15 protein-coding genes are annotated in these 17,255 nt (G+C 67.3%); 8 read left to right on the top strand and 7 right to left on the bottom strand.

The window, feature by feature from the left end; genetic code table 11:
- The first annotated feature begins 87 nt into the window (after positions 1-87).
- On the top strand, positions 88-1,284 hold the full coding sequence (locus tag HNP46_RS08905; RefSeq protein ID WP_184587891.1) for a class I SAM-dependent rRNA methyltransferase: 1,197 nt from the start codon (positions 88-90) through the stop codon (positions 1,282-1,284).
- A 173-nt stretch (positions 1,285-1,457) separates the two neighbouring features.
- Here the strand turns inward: HNP46_RS08905 and HNP46_RS08900 are convergent, their stop codons facing one another.
- Positions 1,458-1,772 carry a hypothetical protein gene (locus HNP46_RS08900; protein WP_184587889.1) on the bottom strand — a complete coding sequence of 105 codons (315 nt, stop codon included), beginning with the start codon at positions 1,770-1,772 and terminating at the stop codon, positions 1,458-1,460.
- 372 nt (positions 1,773-2,144) lie between these two features.
- Between HNP46_RS08900 and ilvD the strand changes: the two genes are divergently transcribed.
- Positions 2,145-3,983 carry a dihydroxy-acid dehydratase gene (ilvD, locus tag HNP46_RS08895; RefSeq protein ID WP_184587887.1) on the top strand — a complete coding sequence of 613 codons (1,839 nt, stop codon included), beginning with the start codon at positions 2,145-2,147 and terminating at the stop codon, positions 3,981-3,983.
- A gap of 174 nt (positions 3,984-4,157) precedes the next feature.
- Here ilvD and HNP46_RS36045 read toward each other — a convergent pair whose 3' ends face one another.
- Positions 4,158-4,610, bottom strand: a complete 453-nt coding sequence (locus HNP46_RS36045) for a pilin (protein WP_184587885.1) — start codon at positions 4,608-4,610, stop codon at positions 4,158-4,160.
- A 269-nt stretch (positions 4,611-4,879) separates the two neighbouring features.
- Here HNP46_RS36045 and HNP46_RS08885 point away from each other — a divergent pair, with 269 nt between their 5' ends.
- Positions 4,880-6,271 (top strand): nucleobase:cation symporter-2 family protein, encoded by a 1,392-nt coding sequence (locus HNP46_RS08885; RefSeq protein ID WP_184587883.1) that lies wholly within the window; start codon positions 4,880-4,882, stop codon positions 6,269-6,271.
- Positions 6,272-6,320: 49 nt separating this feature from the next.
- The gene (locus HNP46_RS08880; RefSeq protein WP_184587881.1) at positions 6,321-6,788 is read left to right on the top strand and encodes a metallophosphoesterase family protein; all 468 of its coding nucleotides are present in this window, start codon (positions 6,321-6,323) and stop codon (positions 6,786-6,788) included.
- Here HNP46_RS08880 and HNP46_RS08875 read toward each other — a convergent pair.
- The 3 genes from HNP46_RS08875 to HNP46_RS08865 are packed head-to-tail and all read right to left on the bottom strand — an operon-like array spanning position 6,775 to position 10,034.
- A complete protein-coding gene (locus tag HNP46_RS08875) occupies positions 6,775-7,251 on the bottom strand; it encodes a hypothetical protein (protein WP_184587879.1) in 477 nt (158 codons plus the stop codon). The genes HNP46_RS08880 and HNP46_RS08875 overlap by 14 nt on opposite strands.
- A 40-nt stretch (positions 7,252-7,291) precedes the next feature.
- Positions 7,292-8,665 (bottom strand): GTPase/DUF3482 domain-containing protein, encoded by a 1,374-nt coding sequence (locus tag HNP46_RS08870; protein WP_184587877.1) that lies wholly within the window; start codon positions 8,663-8,665, stop codon positions 7,292-7,294.
- Positions 8,658-10,034, bottom strand: coding sequence for a DUF2868 domain-containing protein (locus HNP46_RS08865; RefSeq protein ID WP_184587875.1), 1,377 nt, complete (start codon positions 10,032-10,034; stop codon positions 8,658-8,660). The genes HNP46_RS08870 and HNP46_RS08865 overlap by 8 nt, the downstream gene beginning before the upstream one ends.
- Positions 10,035-10,213: 179 nt before the next feature.
- Between HNP46_RS08865 and HNP46_RS08860 the strand changes: the two genes are divergently transcribed.
- Genes HNP46_RS08860 through HNP46_RS08850 form a run of 3 tightly spaced genes read left to right on the top strand, consistent with a single transcriptional unit; the run spans position 10,214 to position 12,833 of the window.
- Complete coding sequence (locus HNP46_RS08860) at positions 10,214-11,236, top strand: hypothetical protein (protein WP_184587873.1); 1,023 nt, start codon at positions 10,214-10,216, stop codon at positions 11,234-11,236.
- Complete coding sequence (locus HNP46_RS08855; protein WP_184587871.1) at positions 11,233-12,300, top strand: hypothetical protein; 1,068 nt, start codon at positions 11,233-11,235, stop codon at positions 12,298-12,300. Before HNP46_RS08860 ends, HNP46_RS08855 begins: the two co-directional genes overlap by 4 nt.
- 20 nt (positions 12,301-12,320) lie before the next feature.
- Complete coding sequence (locus HNP46_RS08850; protein WP_184588154.1) at positions 12,321-12,833, top strand: dihydrofolate reductase; 513 nt, start codon at positions 12,321-12,323, stop codon at positions 12,831-12,833.
- 236 nt (positions 12,834-13,069) lie between these two features.
- Here the strand turns inward: HNP46_RS08850 and HNP46_RS08845 are convergent, their stop codons facing one another.
- Both HNP46_RS08845 and HNP46_RS08840 read right to left on the bottom strand, forming a co-directional pair.
- The gene (locus HNP46_RS08845) at positions 13,070-14,860 is read right to left on the bottom strand and encodes an acyl-CoA dehydrogenase C-terminal domain-containing protein (protein ID WP_184587869.1); all 1,791 of its coding nucleotides are present in this window, start codon (positions 14,858-14,860) and stop codon (positions 13,070-13,072) included.
- Positions 14,861-14,862: 2 nt separating this feature from the next.
- Positions 14,863-16,098 carry a 3-hydroxyacyl-CoA dehydrogenase gene (locus HNP46_RS08840; RefSeq protein WP_184587867.1) on the bottom strand — a complete coding sequence of 412 codons (1,236 nt, stop codon included), beginning with the start codon at positions 16,096-16,098 and terminating at the stop codon, positions 14,863-14,865.
- 104 nt (positions 16,099-16,202) lie between these two features.
- Between HNP46_RS08840 and HNP46_RS08835 the strand changes: the two genes are divergently transcribed.
- Positions 16,203-17,102 carry a LysR family transcriptional regulator gene (locus HNP46_RS08835; RefSeq protein ID WP_184587864.1) on the top strand — a complete coding sequence of 300 codons (900 nt, stop codon included), beginning with the start codon at positions 16,203-16,205 and terminating at the stop codon, positions 17,100-17,102.
- Positions 17,103-17,255 lie beyond the last annotated feature (153 nt).

Below are 17,255 nucleotides of genomic sequence, written 5' to 3'. Positions count from 1 at the left end.
CGCCGCCGATCAAAAGCCCGTGCGCCGCGCTCCGGCGGCGCACGTCGCTGCGCTATAATCCCGCTCTTTTTGCCGGAGCCCTTCCCCATGACCCTGCCCAGCCTGCGTCTGAAAGCCAACGCCGAGCGCCGCCTGCGCGCCGGCCACCTGTGGGTCTACAGCAACGAGGTGGACGTCGCCGCCACCCCGCTGAACGGATTCGGCGCCGGCGAACAGGCCATCCTCGAAATGGCCAACGGCAAGCCGCTGGGCATCGTCGCGCTGAGCCCGAACAACCTCATCTGCGCCCGCCTGATTTCCCGCGATACCAAGCACGTTCTCGACAAATCCTTGCTGGTTCACCGCATCAATGTCGCCCTGAGCCTGCGCGAGCGCCTCTTCGACAAGCCCTTCTACCGCCTGGTCTACGGCGACTCCGACCTGCTGCCGGGCCTGGTGGTGGATCGCTTCGGTGACGTGCTGGTGGTCCAGCTCGCCTCGGCGACCATGGAGAAGCACCGCGACGACGTGCTCGCCGCCCTGCTGCAGGTGCTCAAGCCCAGCGCCGTGCTGTGGAAGAACGATTCCAGCGCCCGTGACGCCGAAGGCCTGGAGCGCTACGTGGCGAATGCCTACGGCGAAGTCCCGGAATGGGTCGCCCTGGAAGAGAACGGCGTGAAGTTCGAAGCCCCGGTACTGGCCGGCCAGAAGACCGGCTGGTTCTACGACCACCGCATGAACCGCGCCCGCCTGCAACCCTACGTGCAGGGCAAGCGCGTGCTCGACCTGTTCAGCTACATCGGCGGCTGGGGCATCCAGGCCGCGGCCTTCGGCGCCAGCGATGTGATGTGCGTGGACGCCTCCGGCTTCGCCCTCGATGGCGTGGAGCGCAACGCCGCGCTGAACGGCGTGGCTGACAAGGTCGCCTGCGTCGAAGGCGACGTGTTCGAAGCCCTGCGTGAACTGAAAGCCGCCGACGAGCGCTTCGACGTGATCGTCGCCGACCCGCCGGCGTTCATCAAGCGCAAGAAGGACCTGAAGAACGGCGAGGCCGCCTACCGCCGCCTGAACGAGCAGGCCATGCGCCTGCTGTCCAAGGACGGCATCCTGGTCAGCGCCTCCTGTTCCATGCACCTGCCCGAGGACGACCTGCAGAACATCCTGCTGGGCAGCGCCCGCCACCTGGACCGCAACATCCAGCTGCTCGAACGCGGCGGCCAGGGCCCGGACCACCCGGTCCACCTGGCGATCCCGGAGACCCGCTACATCAAGAGCCTGACCGTGCGCCTGCTGCCCAACGGCTAAGGCAACACGACGCGTCAAAGAACGGGGCGCTTCCGCGAGGGGGCGCCCCGTCTTTCATTCCAGCGACGAAGCTCCGTAGGGCGCATAAAGCGGAACGCTTTATCCGCCGGCCCCGTGCCTCGAAGACGGCGTATAACGCCGGGGGCGTTATACGCCCTACGGGTGCTTGATCCTTATTTCATCGGCATCAGCGAATCCGCCTCGCTGATCACCGCCTGGCCGGTCTTTCGCTCGAACAGACACAGCTCACGGCCCGGTTTGCCCTTCATATGCTTCTGCGCATAGGTCCCACCAATCATCAGCGCCGTATAGCCCACGCTGTCGTCGAACAACACCGGCGCGCCCAGCACCTTCTTGCCCTTGAGGTGGCTCAGCGCCAGGCAGGCTTCGCGCTGCTGCTTGTCCTGGGCCTGCCAGGCCGCGTCCGACGAGGCCTGCACGCTACCGGCGAAGACGGCGGCCAGCAGGGCGATGGGGATGATCTTCATAGCGTTGCTCCTTCAACCAACGAGTGAAACAGGCGTCATCGGCCATTCTGACCACGCCAGCGCAGCGAAAGTCCAGGCCCGTGCCGACCGCCAGCCTTTCCCTGGCGGCAGGGCCCGGCGTAGAATCGGGCCATTCCTGCCATTTATCCCCCGGCGGGCCTGTGAGCCCCGGCCGAGCAGGCGGTGACCCCGCCACGCCCCGCGCCGACCTCGCCCATGCAAGGCCATCTGCTGTTTGCATCCGGTGCGTACCGCGCTCACGATACGACTTAGAGTTTGCTCAAGGTCTCGCCGGCCAGCGCTACCCGCTGCACGCCGCCGCACAGAAGACCCGGATCGACTCCCCCGTGACCTGATGCGCAGGAACCTGTCATGCCCGATTACCGCTCGAAAACCTCCACCCACGGCCGCAACATGGCCGGCGCCCGTGCCCTGTGGCGCGCCACCGGGATGAAGGACGAAGACTTCAAGAAGCCGATCATCGCCATCGCCAACTCCTTCACCCAGTTCGTGCCCGGCCACGTGCACCTGAAGGACCTGGGCCAACTGGTCGCCCGCGAGATCGAAAAGCACGGCGGCGTGGCCAAGGAATTCAACACCATCGCCGTGGACGACGGCATCGCCATGGGCCATGACGGCATGCTCTATTCCCTGCCGTCGCGCGAGATCATCGCCGACTCCGTGGAATACATGGTCAACGCCCACTGCGCCGACGCCATCGTCTGCATTTCCAACTGCGACAAGATCACCCCCGGCATGCTGATGGCCGCCCTGCGCCTGAACATCCCGGTGGTGTTCGTCTCCGGCGGCCCGATGGAAGCCGGCAAGACCAAGCTGGCCAACCACGGCCTGGACCTGGTGGACGCCATGGTGGTTGCCGCCGACGACTCCTGCTCCGACGAGAAGGTCGCCGAGTACGAGCGCAGCGCCTGCCCGACCTGCGGTTCCTGCTCCGGCATGTTCACCGCCAACTCGATGAACTGCCTGACCGAGGCCCTGGGCCTGTCGCTGCCGGGCAACGGTTCGACGCTGGCCACCCACGCCGACCGCGAGCAGCTGTTCCTGCGCGCCGGCCGTCTGGCCGTCGAGCTGTGCCAGCGCTACTACGGCGAGGGCGACGAGTCGGTGCTGCCGCGCAATGTCGCCAGCTTCAAGGCGTTCGAGAACGCCATGACCCTGGACATCGCCATGGGCGGTTCGACCAACACCATCCTGCACCTGCTGGCCGCCGCCCAGGAGGCGGAGATCGCCTTCGACCTGCGCGACATCGATCGCCTGTCGCGCAAGGTGCCGCAGCTGTGCAAGGTCGCGCCGAACATCCAGAAGTACCACATGGAAGACGTGCACCGTGCCGGTGGCATCTTCTCCATCCTCGGCGAGCTGGCCCGTGGCGGCCTGCTGCACACCGACGTACCGACCGTGCACAGCCCGAGCATGGCCGACGCCATCGCCGAGTGGGACATCACCCAGACCCAGGACGAGAAGGTTCATACCTTCTTCAAGGCCGGCCCCGCCGGTATCCCGACCCAGGTCGCTTTCAGCCAGAGCACCCGCTGGGACAGCCTGGACGATGACCGCGCCGAAGGCTGCATCCGCAGCGTCGAGCACGCCTACTCCCAGGAAGGCGGCCTCGCCGTGCTTTACGGCAACATCGCCCTCGACGGCTGCGTGGTGAAGACCGCCGGCGTGGACGAATCCATCCACGTGTTCGAAGGCCGCGCGAAGATCTTCGAAAGCCAGGACGGCGCCGTGAAGGGCATCCTCGCCGACGAAGTGAAGCCGGGCGACATCGTGATCATCCGCTACGAAGGCCCGAAAGGCGGCCCGGGCATGCAGGAAATGCTCTACCCCACCAGCTACCTGAAGTCCAAGGGCCTGGGCAAGGACTGCGCCCTGCTCACCGACGGCCGCTTCTCCGGCGGCACCTCGGGCCTGTCCATCGGCCACGCCTCGCCGGAAGCGGCTGCTGGCGGCGCCATCGGCCTGGTACAGGACGGCGACAAGGTACTGATCGACATCCCCAACCGCAGCATCAATCTGCTGGTCAGCGATGAAGAGCTGGCGACCCGCCGCGCCGAGCAGGACAAGAAGGGCTGGAAACCGGCTCAACCGCGCGCGCGCAAGGTGAGCACCGCACTGAAGGCCTACGCCCTGCTGGCCACCAGCGCCGACAAGGGCGCGGTCCGCGACAAGGCGCTGCTGGACGGTTGAGTCTCCGTAACGGCCCAGCGTAGGGCGCATAACCTGGAACAGGTTATCCGCCAGGGGCCACGCGGCGGATAACGCTGGCGCGTTATGCGCCCTACGAGACTGGTGGCGTGATGAAAAAGCCCGGCGGATGCCGGGCTTTTTCATTCTGGGCTTTCTCGTCCGGACTTTGCCGGATCAGGTCTTCGGCGTGGCAGCACAGCCGCCGGTACCGGGCTTTATACCGCGGTCGGTATCGCAGATGCTGCCCGACATGATCCAGATCAGGTTGGATGTGCTGCCCTCCTTGGGCTTGAGCTCCATTTCCAACGCAGCGCCTTCAGCATTCGTGGCACTGGTCTTGACCTTGATCAGGCCGTTATTGACCGAGTAGCCCTCCGGGATATTGGTGGTCGGAGCGAAGTCCTCAGGAATTCCGTATGCCCCGGCATTGCACCCTTTCGTAGAACCCACCTCAGCCACGCACAGACCGACCGCGGTCTTGATCCCGGAAATCTCCGCGACGGCCGCCGCCGCTTTCGAGCGCGACGAGTAATCGGAATACATCGGCAGGGAAATCGAGGCCAGAATCCCGATGATCGCCACGACGATCATCAGCTCAATCAGGGTGAAACCTTGTTGTTTGACCATCTGCGTGTTCCTCAGGATTGAGCCGGGCACCTGAATGGCCCCGGACTCACTCCAGTGAAGTCACGTCAGTGGGGCCGCACATTCAGATGCGTCCGCGCAGCCTGATGAAAATTCGGCACTTTTTTCCCAGCCGAAAGCCTCCGGGGAGCCACTGCAAGGCGGCGGCGTAGGAACCAGGCCTTCCCCATTCATCCCGACTTGCCTCATGGCACTGTGCGATCTCGCCGTGGGCCAGTAAAATCGCGCTCTTTTTTCCCGGACCGCCGCCCATGAGCTCTCTTGAGACCCCGTCCGCCGCCAAGGACCAGCCCGACCTGGTCTACGGCCTGGAAGACCGCCCCGCGCTGCCCATCGCCCTGCTGGCGGCGTTGCAGCACCTGCTGGCGATCATCGTGCCCATCGTCACCCCCGGCCTGCTGATCTGCCAGGCGCTGGGCGTGTCGCCGCGCGACACCAACCTGATCGTGTCGATGTCACTGGTGATCTCCGGCATCGCCACCTTCGTCCAGTGCAAGCGCTTCGGGCCGTTCGGCGCGGGCCTGCTGATCGTCCAGGGCACCAGCTTCAACTTCGTCGGCCCGCTGATTGCCGGCGGTGCGTTGATGGTGAAGAACGGCACCCCGGTGGAAGCGGTGATGGCGGCGATCTTCGGCGTGGTCATGGCCGGCTCGTTCGTGGAAATGGGCGTGTCGCGCATCCTGCCCTTCGTGAAGCGCCTGATCACCCCGCTGGTCACCGGCATCGTGGTGCTGATGATCGGCCTCACCCTGATCAAGGTCGGCCTGATCAGCATGGGCGGCGGTTTCTCCGCCATGGCCAACGGCACCTTCGCCAACGGCGAGAACCTGATGCTGTCGGGCCTGGTGCTGGCGATCATCGTCATCCTCAACCGCATCCCGGTGGTGTGGATGCGCAGCGGCGCCATCGTCATCGCCCTGGCCGTGGGCTACGCCCTGGCCGGCTACCTGGGCCGCCTGGACTTCACCGGCATGCACGAAGCGCCAGCCTTCCAGGTCCCGGTACCGCTGCACTTCGGCCTGGGCTTCTCCTGGAGCCTGTTCATCCCGATGCTGGTGATCTACCTGGTGACATCGCTGGAAGCCATCGGCGACGTCACCGCCACCAGCAAGATATCCAAGCAGCCGGTCGAGGGCCCGATCTGGATGCAGCGCATCAAGGGCGGCGTCCTGGTGAACGGCGCCAACTCGCTGCTGGCCGGCCTGTTCAACACCTTCCCCAGCTCAGTGTTCGCGCAGAACAACGGCGTGATCCAGCTGACCGGCGTCGCCAGCCGCCACGTCGGCCTGTGGATCGCCGCGATGCTCATCGTGCTCGGCCTGTTCCCCAGCGTCGCCGGGGTGATCCAGGCCGTGCCCGAGCCGGTACTCGGCGGTGCAGTGATGGTGATGTTCGGCGCGGTTGCCGCCTCGGGCATCAACATCCTCGCCGGCACCCACCTGGACCGCCGCGCGCTGCTGATCATCGCCGTCAGCCTGGCGCTGGGCCTGGGCATCTCCCAGGTGCCGGAGTTCCTCGCACACATGCCCCACGCGATCCGCAACGTGCTGGAATCCGGCGTCGCCACCGGCGGCATCTGCGCCCTGCTGCTGAACTGGTTCCTGCCCGAGTCCGACGCCGCCAAGGCCTCGCACAACGGTTGATCCGGACACGACGCCACCCTCGGGTGGCGTCGTCGTTTATGCTCCTCGCATGACCACCTCCCTGCGCATCGGCGTCATCGCCGACACCCATGGCCTGCTGCGCCCCGAAGCGCTGGCGGCGCTGCAAGGCTGCGAACGCATCCTGCACCTGGGCGATATCGGCCCCGAATCACTGCTCGACCAGCTCCGCGCCCTGGCGCCGCTGGAGGTGGTGCGCGGCAACAACGACACCGAGGAGTGGGCCGCGGCGTTGCCCGAGACCCTGCGGCTGGAACTGGGCGGGCTGCGGCTCTACCTGATCCACGACCTCAAGCAACTGGCCATCGATCCGGCAGCCGAAGGCATTGACGTGGTGCTGGCGGGGCATTCGCACAAGCCGCTGAATGAGGTACGTGATGGGGTTCTGTACCTGAATCCGGGGAGTGCCGGGCCACGGCGGTTCAAGTTGCCGATCTGCCTGGCAATCCTGACCGTGGCCAAAGGCGAAACCAAAGTGGAGATGGTCAATCTGGCCTAGAAGCAGTCTTGGACTCGGCCTGCCAGAACGAAAGCTGATAGTCCGTGAAGTCGCCATCCGCTTCGGGCACATAGAGTTCTACAACGCAGTTCAAGTGAGGAAACTGCCACGCCAGTTTGGCCTCGTAGATCTCCTTGAGCGCACCTCCCAGCAGCACTAACTTGTCGTCTGCGAGCTGAGCGTCCGAGCGGAAATGAATGTCGGCGATATGCAGGTGGTTCATCACCCATTCCACCGACTTCCTGGTCGCTCCTTCAACTCGCTCGAAACCGCGCAGCGAGCTCTCAGAAAATCCCTTGCGCAGGATGTAGCCGTCGAACTCGACAAAGTCTGGCCAGAACAGCGTCAGATAACCGACCGCCAAGGCGTAGTTACCCGTGCAGTCTATCCAGCCCTCCAGATCGATTCCCGCGCCATGGTTCCATCGGCCCAACTCTTCTTTCATGCTTTCAGGAATGTCCATTTAGAGCTCCGTCTCTACTTCGAGTCGTGTCGTTATCCAGTCATGGCTCCAGCAGGTGCGCCGCCAACTGCGCCACCGCCTCCTGCCGCTCGGTCTTTTCGCTGCGCAAACGCCCATTGAGACTTGACCACTCCGGATGCGCCCGCGCCTTGCGCAGGGCCTCGGGCAGCTTGCCTTCGCGCCACTGCTTGTCTTCCGGCGACTGCAGGTGGATCGCCTCCACCGCCGCATGCCCGCGGGTCTGCAGCGCCGCCAGCAATTGCCGCTGACGCAGTGCGAGCAGGCGCAGCACGCTGTCGTCCACGGACAGTTCGCGGCTGCCCTTGAGCTTGCCCAGCAGACGCTGGCCGTAGTGGCCGACGGTCTGCCAGGCGCCGCCGGCGATGGCGCCCAGCGCGGTCGCCGCGCCAAGGGTCAGGCCACCGACCAGCAGGTCGATCCCCGCCCCCGCCGCCGCGCCGGCCGCGACACCGCCGCCCAGGCGGATGCCCAGTTGGCGCAGGGTTTCCGGGTTGAACAGGTCGTCGCCCCAGCGGCCGTCCAGCAGCGGCAGGTCGGCGGCACGGGCGTCGTCCTTGCGGAAGGCGTAGAGGCTGAGCAGCGCCTTCACGCAGGAGTCTTCGCGCTTGCGCACCTGATTGCGCAGCGTCTCGGTCGCCGCACGCACCGCCGCATCACCGGCGGGCACCAGCTGGCGGCAGGCTGCCACGTCCACCAGCAATTCGGCGATCAGCCGCGCCCCGGCTTCGCGGCGGGCGACCGCCTGGGCTTCGTGGTCAGCCACCAGCCGGTCCAGCTGCGGCCGCGCGCGCTCCAGCAGCAGTGCCAGGCTTTCGTAGAGCCGGCGTTCGCCATCCAGCGGCGGCGCCACGCTGTCGAACCGTACCAGCGCATGCAGACCCAGACGCGACAGCGCCTCGCGCCACTGCTCCTCGCGGTGCTGCGGGCTGGCAACGAAGTTCAGCACCGGCAGCAACGGCCGCGCGCAGGCGGCGAGCACCGCCAGCTCGTCGCGGTACTTGGCCAGCACCGGCTCGCGGGCGTCGATGATGTAGAGGCCGGCGTCGGAGGCGAGCAACTGGCGCAGCACCTTGGCCTCCTGCTCGAAGCGGCCGCGGGCTTCGCTGCCGTCGAGGAAACGGCGCAGTTTCTCCGGACCGTCCAGGCGTTCGCCGGGGCGTTCCAGGCCGTCGAGGAAGTCGCGCAGGGCGATGGCGTCCTCCAGGCCCGGTGTGTCGTACAACTCCAGCAGCGGCTCGCCGTCCACCGACAGCCGCGCGCCTTCCACATGCCGCGTGGTGCTGGGGCGATGGGAGACCTCGCCGAAACCGACGTCGCGGGTCAGGGTGCGCAGCAGGGAGGTCTTGCCGACGTTGGTGTGGCCGACCACGGCCAGTTTCAGCGCATCAGTCATGCCCGGTCTCCAGCCAGCCCAGCGGCGAGGCCGAGGTGTGCGGTAGTTGCAGACGCTCGATGCCGGCATGCCAGTCGCCCAGGCGCTCGGCATCCAGCGCCTCGCCCGGCGGCGCCTGCAGCAGCCAGACGCGGGTGGCGGCGGCGCAGCGCGAGAGCTCGGCGATCAGCGCCAGGGTGCCGCGGTCCGGCGAACGGCGCGGGTCGCAGGCGATCACCAGGCGCGCCGGCGGGTAGCGGGTGAGTTGTTCGAGCAGGCGACGGCGCTGGGCGCCATCGTCGAGGTCGCCGGCATTGGCGATGCTTGCTGGCAACTTCGGCGGCCAGTTGGGCCGGTCCAGCAGTTCGATGGACACCAGCAGCGCGCCATCGGCCGTGGCAGCCGGAACCTGCGCCTGCGGTTCGATCAGCTCATCCGGCGCGGCATCGCTGACACCCAGGCGCTCGCTGGCCGGCATCAGGCGCTCGCGCAGCAGGGCGTAGCCGGGCAGCGAGACGTCCAGCGCCAGCTGCGCGCGACCGCGCTTCCAGCGCCACAGGCAGAGCAGCCAGAGCGCGCCGCGCAGCAACACGCCGTATACCAGCAGGATGCCCACCAGCCAGCCGGCCCAGGCGTGACGCGCATTCTCGCTGGCCACCAGGGCATCGCCACTGGCGCGCACCAGCTCGGAGTCCGGCTGCGGGAAGCCCAGCAGCGACGGCAGCGCACCGAGGCTGTGGGTCAGGGCAATGAAAGTGTCGCCGCCCAGAATGGTGGTCTCCCAGACGAAGCCGTAGCGCCGCGTCGCCAGCAGCGCCAGCATCACCCCCAGCGCGCTGGTCAGGGCGACGAACCAGAGGCCGTGGACCAGCAGGCCGAGCGCCCAGCGCGTGAGTTTCTGCCGGTCCAGCAACACCAGCAGCGCCGGCGCCAGCTGCGCGGCGTGGGCGTCGCGGGCCAGCTTGCCGCTCAGCCACAGCCAGAGGCGGCCGAGTGCGCCGGCCGCCTCGCCGCCGGCGAAGAAGGTCAGGGTCCAGCCGAGCAGGGTGATCAGGTGCAGGCCGAGCAGGCTGGCCAGGGCCCAGAACACGTTGACCGGACGCTGCCCGTCGCCCAGCGCGGCCAAGGCCAGGCCGCCGCCGGTGAACAGCGCCAGCACCAGCAACAGGTAGATCGACAGGCGTGCGCCCTGAGTCCAGGTGCGCAGCGCGGCGCGCTGGCCGTCGCGTTCGGCCAGCAGCAGCGCGCGGCTTTGCAGGCGCCGGGCGAAGTCGCCACCGGCGACGATGGCGCGGCGGTTGGCTTCGCTGTCTTCCAGGGGGCCGACCTGTTCCTCGCGCAGGCGCACGGCCTCGCTCAGCCACAGGGATTGGAGGGCGGACTCGCTCACGGGTTCTCCGACAATCGGTATTCGCCAGCAAGGATAACCGCTGCTCGCCGCGGCGTCCCGGCGCCGCCGGTAACACCCTGCATCGTCAACCAAACCAAGGAAGGGCTCTCGCCAGGCGTGGGCGGGCTCAGACTCCGCAGATAGCACTGTCCCTATAAAAACAACAATGAGGCCTCGCCATGCTGCGCTCGCTGCTCAGTGCCTTGCCCCTGCTGCTCGCCGCCGCCACCGCGGCGGCCGTGGAAACCCCGCCGGTGCGCCCTTCCGACTGGGGCCCGGACACCCCGCTGATGCAGGCGGTACCGCCGCGCGTGCTGGACGCCAACGTCAGCGCGCGGCAATCCGACAGCAACACCTCGCAACTGTGGATCAGCCACACCGACTTTCGCCTGCACGACGACATCGGCTTCTTCATCCGCCGGATGCTGATCCAGATGAGCCCGGTGGCCGGCGCCAGCACACCACTGATGCTGGATGATCCAAAGTCCATGGTCGCGCGCATCCAGGCCGGCGACATCTTCGTCGCCGACGCCACCCTCGCCAGCCTGCTCAACGAGGAGCTGCGCAATGCCGGCGCGCCGGTGCGCAACCTCAAACTCAGCACCCGCGCCGATGGCCAGGAAGTGAACGGCGAACTGCTGCGCAAGGGCCGCTGGCGACCGCTGCGGATGGTCACCGGGATCGAGCAGGCCGGGCCGCTGAAGGTGGCGCTGGTGCCGCAGCGGATCTTCGTCGACGGTGTGGACGTCACGCCCTCGCTGACCGCCGCCTCCATCGAGATGTCCGAGGTACTGCAACTGCACACCGCGCACATGCAGCTGATCGGCAACCGCATCCTCGTTGACCTTGACGGCCTGTTCCCGCCGCCGCGCCTGGACTTCACCGTCAGCCACCTGAAGCTCGCCGACGGCGGCATGGACCTGTTGCTGGGCAGCGACCTGGCCGAGCTGAAATGGCCGCAGCTCAAGGCGCCGCAGAGCTACATGTTCATCGAGGGCGGCGATATCAAGATGGCGCGGACCATCCTGGTCAAGGCCTACGTGCTGTTCACCAGCCTGAGCCCCGACGCGCCGCTGCTGTTCAACCTCTACGACTACCGCCGCCAGTTGCAATACGGCGAGATCCGCCTGCGCGAAGACGGCATGGTGCACATCGCCGTCTCGCCGGTGAAAGCACCCGCCCCGGAGGAGAAAACCCTATGAGAACCCTCCTCGCTTCCCTGCTCTGCCTCGCGCTGGCCGGCCAGGCCGCCGCCGAGAGCGCCATCGACAAGCAGCAGCGCGAACTGGGCGTGCTGCGCCAGGGCTGGTTCCAGCAGACGCCGCCGGCAGCGGACTTCAAGGCCAGCCGGCCGGGCGGCCTGCGCGATTCCGGCCAGGACGGCGTGGGCATCCTGCTGAACAACGTGGACATGTACTTCCAGGGCGGCGTCGGCTTCCACAGCCCGCTGCTCAAGGGCTGGCTGGTGCCGCTCAAGGCTGGCGCACCGATCGACTTCGACCGCCCGCAGGACATGCGTATCGAGGTCTCCGAGGGTGAGGTGATCCTCAGCCCCGAGCAGCTCGGCAACCTGTTCAACCAGCACATCCTCGCCTACCCGGAGACCATGCTTCGCGACTTCACGCTGAGCGTCGAAGGCGACCGCCTGCTGGTGGCCGGCGAGGTGCAGCCGCTGGGTGTCGGGCCGTGGCTGCCGCTGCGACTGTCCGGCACGGTGAAGCTCGATGGCGACAACCTCGACTACCAGCCCGACAGCGTGAAGGTGCTCGGCGTACCCAGCTACGGCGCCATGAGCCTGGTCGGCCTGCGCCTGGATTCGCTGGTGAGCCTGGAGCGCCCCGGCGCGCTGCTGCAGGACAACGTGATGCACCTGAACTACCACCAGGTCTTCCCGCTGGTGGGCATCGGCGGCCGGGTCGAGTCCAGCTGGCTGGACGCCAAGGGCCTGCACCTGAAATTCGCGCCGAAGGACGGCGCCGCCTCCCTGGCCTTCGAGCCGCCGCGCCAGGCCGGGCAGTCCTATATCTGGCTGCAGTCGGGCGACCTGAAGATCTTCGAGATCCTCATCACCTACTCGCAGGTGCTGCTCAAGGCCGAGCGCCCGGACCAGACCCTGGCCTTCAACCTCAAGGACTATCGCAAGGTGCTGGCCACCGGTATCACCCAGGTCAACGAGGACGGCACCTTCTTCATGCGCGTTCCGCCCGCCGCCGGCCCCGCCGACGGCGAGCGGCTGGTATCCTCTGGCAACGGGAGTTCCCGCTGATGTTCACCACTGGAGTCGAGATGCCCCAAGCACTGCCCCTGGCGATGATCGCCGCCCTGGCCGAAAACCGCGTGATCGGCGTCGACAACCGCCTGCCCTGGCACCTGCCGCAGGACCTCAAGCACTTCAAGGCCATGACCCTGGGCAAACCGGTGATCATGGGCCGCAAGACCTGGGATTCCCTCGGCCGCCCGCTGCCGGGCCGGCTGAACATCGTGGTCACCCGCCAGGCGGGCCTCACGCTCGAAGGCGCAGAAGTCTTCACCAGCCTCGACGCCGCCCTGGAGCGTGCCGCGCAATGGGCCGAGCAGGAGGAAGCCGAGGAGCTGATGCTGATCGGCGGCGCGCAGCTGTATGGCGAGGCGCTGGAGCGTGCGAATCGGCTGTACCTGACCCGCGTGGGCCTGAGCCCGACGGGCGATGCGCACTTCCCGGAAGTGGACGAGGCGCACTGGCACCTGGCGTCGAGCATCGAGCATGACGCGGAGGGTGAAACGCCGGCTTATGCGTTCGAGGTGTGGGAGCGGGCTTGAAATTTCAGAGCAGGAGCCCCTCACCCTAACCCTCTCCCGGAGGGAGAGGGGACTGTCCAGAGCGCTCTGGGAGTCTGGTATCAGCCGGTGAGCCAGGGAGAACAGAATTTCTCTCGGCACGGACGGCCCCCTCTCCCCTTGGGAGAGGGCTGGGGTGAGGGAACACCTGGCACCGACCCTCCCTATGAAAAACGCCGCCCCGGCTAACCGGCGCGGCGTTTTTCTTTACCCGCCCATCAGAACGCAAAATGCTCCGCATCCAGCGCCATCAGGCAGTCCGCGCCGCCCAGCAAAGCCTCGCGGTGCATGCTGGCGCGCGGCAGGATGCGCCTGACGTAGAACTCGGCGCTGGCGAGCTTGGCGCGGTAGAAGTCCGCGTCGCCCTCGCCGGCCGCCAGCTTCGCCTGGGCCACGCCGGCGGCCTGTACCCAGAGGCCGGCCAGCAGTACGTAGGAACAGTACTGCAGGAAGTCCACGGAGGTGGCGCCGATTTCCTGCGCATCGCGCTGGCAGGCGGCGATCACTTCGCTGGTGAGGCTGCGCCATTCCAGCAGGCGTTGGCGGACGGTTTCCGCCAGCCCAGCCAGCTCAGTGCGCGCGCCGGCGGTTTCGCAGACCGCCGCCAGTTCACCAATCAGCGCGTTCAGTTCCGCGCCGCCGTCGCCCAGCAGCTTGCGACGGATCAGATCGAGCGCCTGGATACCGTTGGTGCCTTCGTAGATCTGGGTGATGCGGCTGTCGCGCATCAGCTGCTCCATGCCCCATTCGCGGATGTAGCCGTGGCCGCCGTAGACCTGCACGCCGAGGCTGGACACCTCCTGGCCGACGTCGGTGAAGAACGACTTGACGATGGGGATCAGCAACGCCGCACGCTTGCCCGCGGCCTTGCGGCCGTCGGCCTCGGGGTGGCCATGCTCCAGGTCCAGCTCGCGGGCGCAGAGCGCAGCGATCATCCGGCAGCCTTCGGTGAGGGTCTTCTGGGTCAGCAGCATGCGCCGCACGTCCGGGTGGACGATGATCGGGTCGGCCTCCTTGGACGGCTCGGCCGCGCCGGTCAGCGCGCGCGATTGCAGGCGCTCGCGGGCGTAGGCCAGTGCGCCCTGGCAGGAGCGCTCGGCAATCCCCAGCCCCTGCAGGCCGACCTGGAAGCGCGCGTCGTTCATCATGGTGAACATGCACGCCAGCCCCTGGTTGGCCTGGCCGATCAGCCAGCCGGTGGCGCCGTCGAAGTTCATCACGCAGGTGGAAGCGCCCTTGATGCCCATCTTGTGCTCGATGGCGCCGCAGCTCAGCGAGTTGCGCGCGCCCGGCGTGCCGTCGGCGTTGGCGATGAACTTGGGCACCAGCAACAGGCTGATGCCCTTCACCCCGGCCGGTGCGTCCGGCAGGCGCGCCAGCACCAGGTGGACGATGTTCTCGGAGAGATCCTGCTCACCACCACTGATGAATATCTTGCTGCCACTGACGCGGTAGCTGCCGTCCGCCTGGGGCTCGGCGCGGGTGCGCAGCAGGGCCAGGTCAGTGCCGGCCTGGGGCTCGGTGAGGCACATGGTGCCGCTCCAGACGCCGCTGACCATCTTCGCCAGGTAGTCGCGCTGCAGCTCGGCTGCGCCGTGCTTGTACAGCGCCAGTACGGCGCCTTCGGTGAGGCCGGAATAGACGCGGAAGGACAGCGAGGCGGCCATCAGCATCTCGTGGAAATTCGCCGCGACCATCTGCGGGAAGCCCTGGCCGCCGAACTCGGTCGGCCCGGTCATGCTCGCCCAGCCGTTGTCGCAGTATTGCCGATAGGCTTCGCGGAAGCCGTCCGGGGTGGTGACTTCGCCGTTGTGCAGGGTCGCGCCCTGCTCGTCACTGTTGCGGTTCAGCGGCGCGACCACTTCGCCGGTGTAGCGCGCGCCCTCTTCCAGCACGCCGTCGATCAGCTCGCGGTCGAGGCCGTTACCCAGCAGCTCGCAGTGGGCGCTGACATCGAACAGTTCGTGGAGGACGAAGCGCATGTCGCGCAGGGGTGCCTGGTAACTCATGTTCAATGCTCCTGTTTGACGTCGGCGAAGCGGCCATTGGCGGCGGCCAGGCGCTCGATCAGTGCGGCCGGCTGCCAGTGCGCGCCGTGCTCGCCGGCCAAGTCACGCAGGCGCGCCAGCACGCTCTGCAGGCCCTGGGCATCGGCCCAGGCCATGGGGCCGGATTTGTCCTTCGGGAAGCCATAACCATTGAGGTAAACGGTGTCGATGTCGGCGCTGGTGGAGGCGATGCCTTCGTCGAGAATCTTCGCGCCTTCGTTGACCAGCGCCAGCAGGCAGCGCTCGAGGATTTCCTCGGCGTCGATGTCGCGGCGGGCGTAGCCCAGGCGCTCGGATTCGCGCAGCACCAGGGCGTCCACCTCCGGGTCGTGCTCGGCTTGACGGCTGCCCGGCTCGTAGTGATAGAAGCCGTTGCCGCTCTTCTGGCCGAAGCGGCCCATCTCGCACAGGCGGTTGTCCACCTGCACGGTCGGCGCGTCCTGGCCCTTGCCGGCCAGCTCGCGGGCGCGCCATTCGAGGTCGATGCCGACCACGTCGAACATGCGGAACGGCCCCATGGCGAAGCCGAAGCCCTGGATCGCCGCGTCCACCTGGTGCGGCAGCGAGCCTTCGAGGATCAACCGGCGCGATTCCTGGACGTATTTCTCCAGCATGCGGTTGCCGATGAAGCCGTGGCAGTTGCCCGCCACCACGCTGACCTTGCCCATGCGCTCGCCCAGCTCCAGGGCCGCTTCGAGCACGGCCGGAGCGGTCCTGGCGCCGCGCACGATTTCCAGCAGCTTCATGATGTGCGCCGGGCTGAAGAAGTGCAGGCCGAGCACCTGGGACGGCCGCGAGGTCACCGCAGCGATGGCGTCGACGTCCAGGTAGGAGGTGTTGGAAGCCAGGATGGCCGAGGGTTTCAGCGCTGCATCCAGCTCGCGGAAGATCGACTGCTTGAGTTCGAGGTTCTCGTACACTGCCTCGATCACCAGGTCCACTTCGCGGATCGCCGCGTAGTTCGCCACCTGGGAGATGCGCGCACGGCGACGGGCGGCTTCGGCCTCGTCGATGCGGCCCTGGCGCACGTTGTGGGCGTAGGTGTCGGCCACCGCGCCGAGAGCCTGGGTGAGCATCTGCGGATTGTTGTCCAGCCACAGGACCTGCACGCCGGCGTTCGCCAGGCACATGGCAATGCCCCGGCCCATGGTGCCGGCGCCGATGACGGCAGCGCTGGCGATGCGGATGTTCTGGCTCATGTTGTTCCTCTTGTCAGCCTGAAACGCTCGTTTGAAGACCACTCACCTTAGGGAAGGCGGTACTATTTTTGAAATTTTGAGTTGTGATAAGTGGCATTCAGCCGATGAATATGAACACCTTCGACCTCAACCTGCTGCGGGTGCTGGATGCGCTGCTGCGCGAGCGCAACGTTTCGCGCGCGGCGGAGCGCCTGTCGCTGAGCCAGCCGGCGGTGAGCAACGCGCTGAACCGCCTGCGCGAGCTGCTCGATGACCCGCTGCTGGTACGCGTGGGCCGGGCCATGCAGCCGACGCCGCGGGCGCTGGAACTGGAAGCGCCGATCCGCGACGCCCTGCAGCGCATCGGCCAGAGCCTGGCCGGTGGGGACAGCTTCGACCCGGCACGCAGCCGCCAGCGCTTCACCCTGGCGCTGACCGACTATGTCGAAGCGCTGTGCATGCCACAGCTGCTCGAAAGTCTGGGGCGCCAGGCGCCGGGCATGGGCCTGAGCATCCAGCACCTGACGCCGACGCTGCCGAGCGAGGCGCTGGACAAGGGCAACCTGGACCTGGTGCTGGGTCGCTTCGAGGAACTGCCGGCGCGCTTCCAGCGCCGGCCCTGGGCCAGCGAGACGCTGCGCCTGCTGGCCCGGCGCGGGCATCCTGATGTCGATTGCGGCATCGATCTGCCGGTGTTCCTCCAGCAGCGCCACCTGTGGGTTTCCGGCGGGCAGACCAAGGGCATGGTCGACCAGTGGCTGGCCAGCCAGGGGCTGAAACGACAGATCGCCTATACCACGCCCAACTACCTGCAGGCGGCGCACCTGGTGGCGAGTACGGATTTGCTGACGGTACTGCCAACGCGGCTGGCCGCGTACTTCGCGCAGCTGCTGCCGTTGCAGGTGCTGGAGCTGCCGTTCGATGTGGGACAGTTCCACCTGGAGCTGGTCTATCTCGCCCAGCGCGAGCGGGATGCGGCGTTGCAGTGGTTGATCGAGCGGATTGTCGAGGCGGCGCCGAAGTGAACGGCCATGGAGCCCACTCCCACGGGGACTCCCGCGCTCGGGTCGGCCCTCACCCTAACCCTCTCCCTCAGGGAGAGGGGACCGTACGGTAAAGGCTGAAACCTCGGCGTCAGCCGGCACGGACTGCCCCCTCTCCCTGAGGGAGAGGGCTGG

The sequence above is a fragment of the Pseudomonas nitroreducens genome (genome assembly GCF_014204515.1).
Lineage (GTDB): Bacteria > Pseudomonadota > Gammaproteobacteria > Pseudomonadales > Pseudomonadaceae > Pseudomonas > Pseudomonas nitritireducens_A.
The sequence above is the reverse complement of the archived record's forward strand: the minus strand, read 5'-3'. Positions and strand labels throughout refer to the sequence as shown.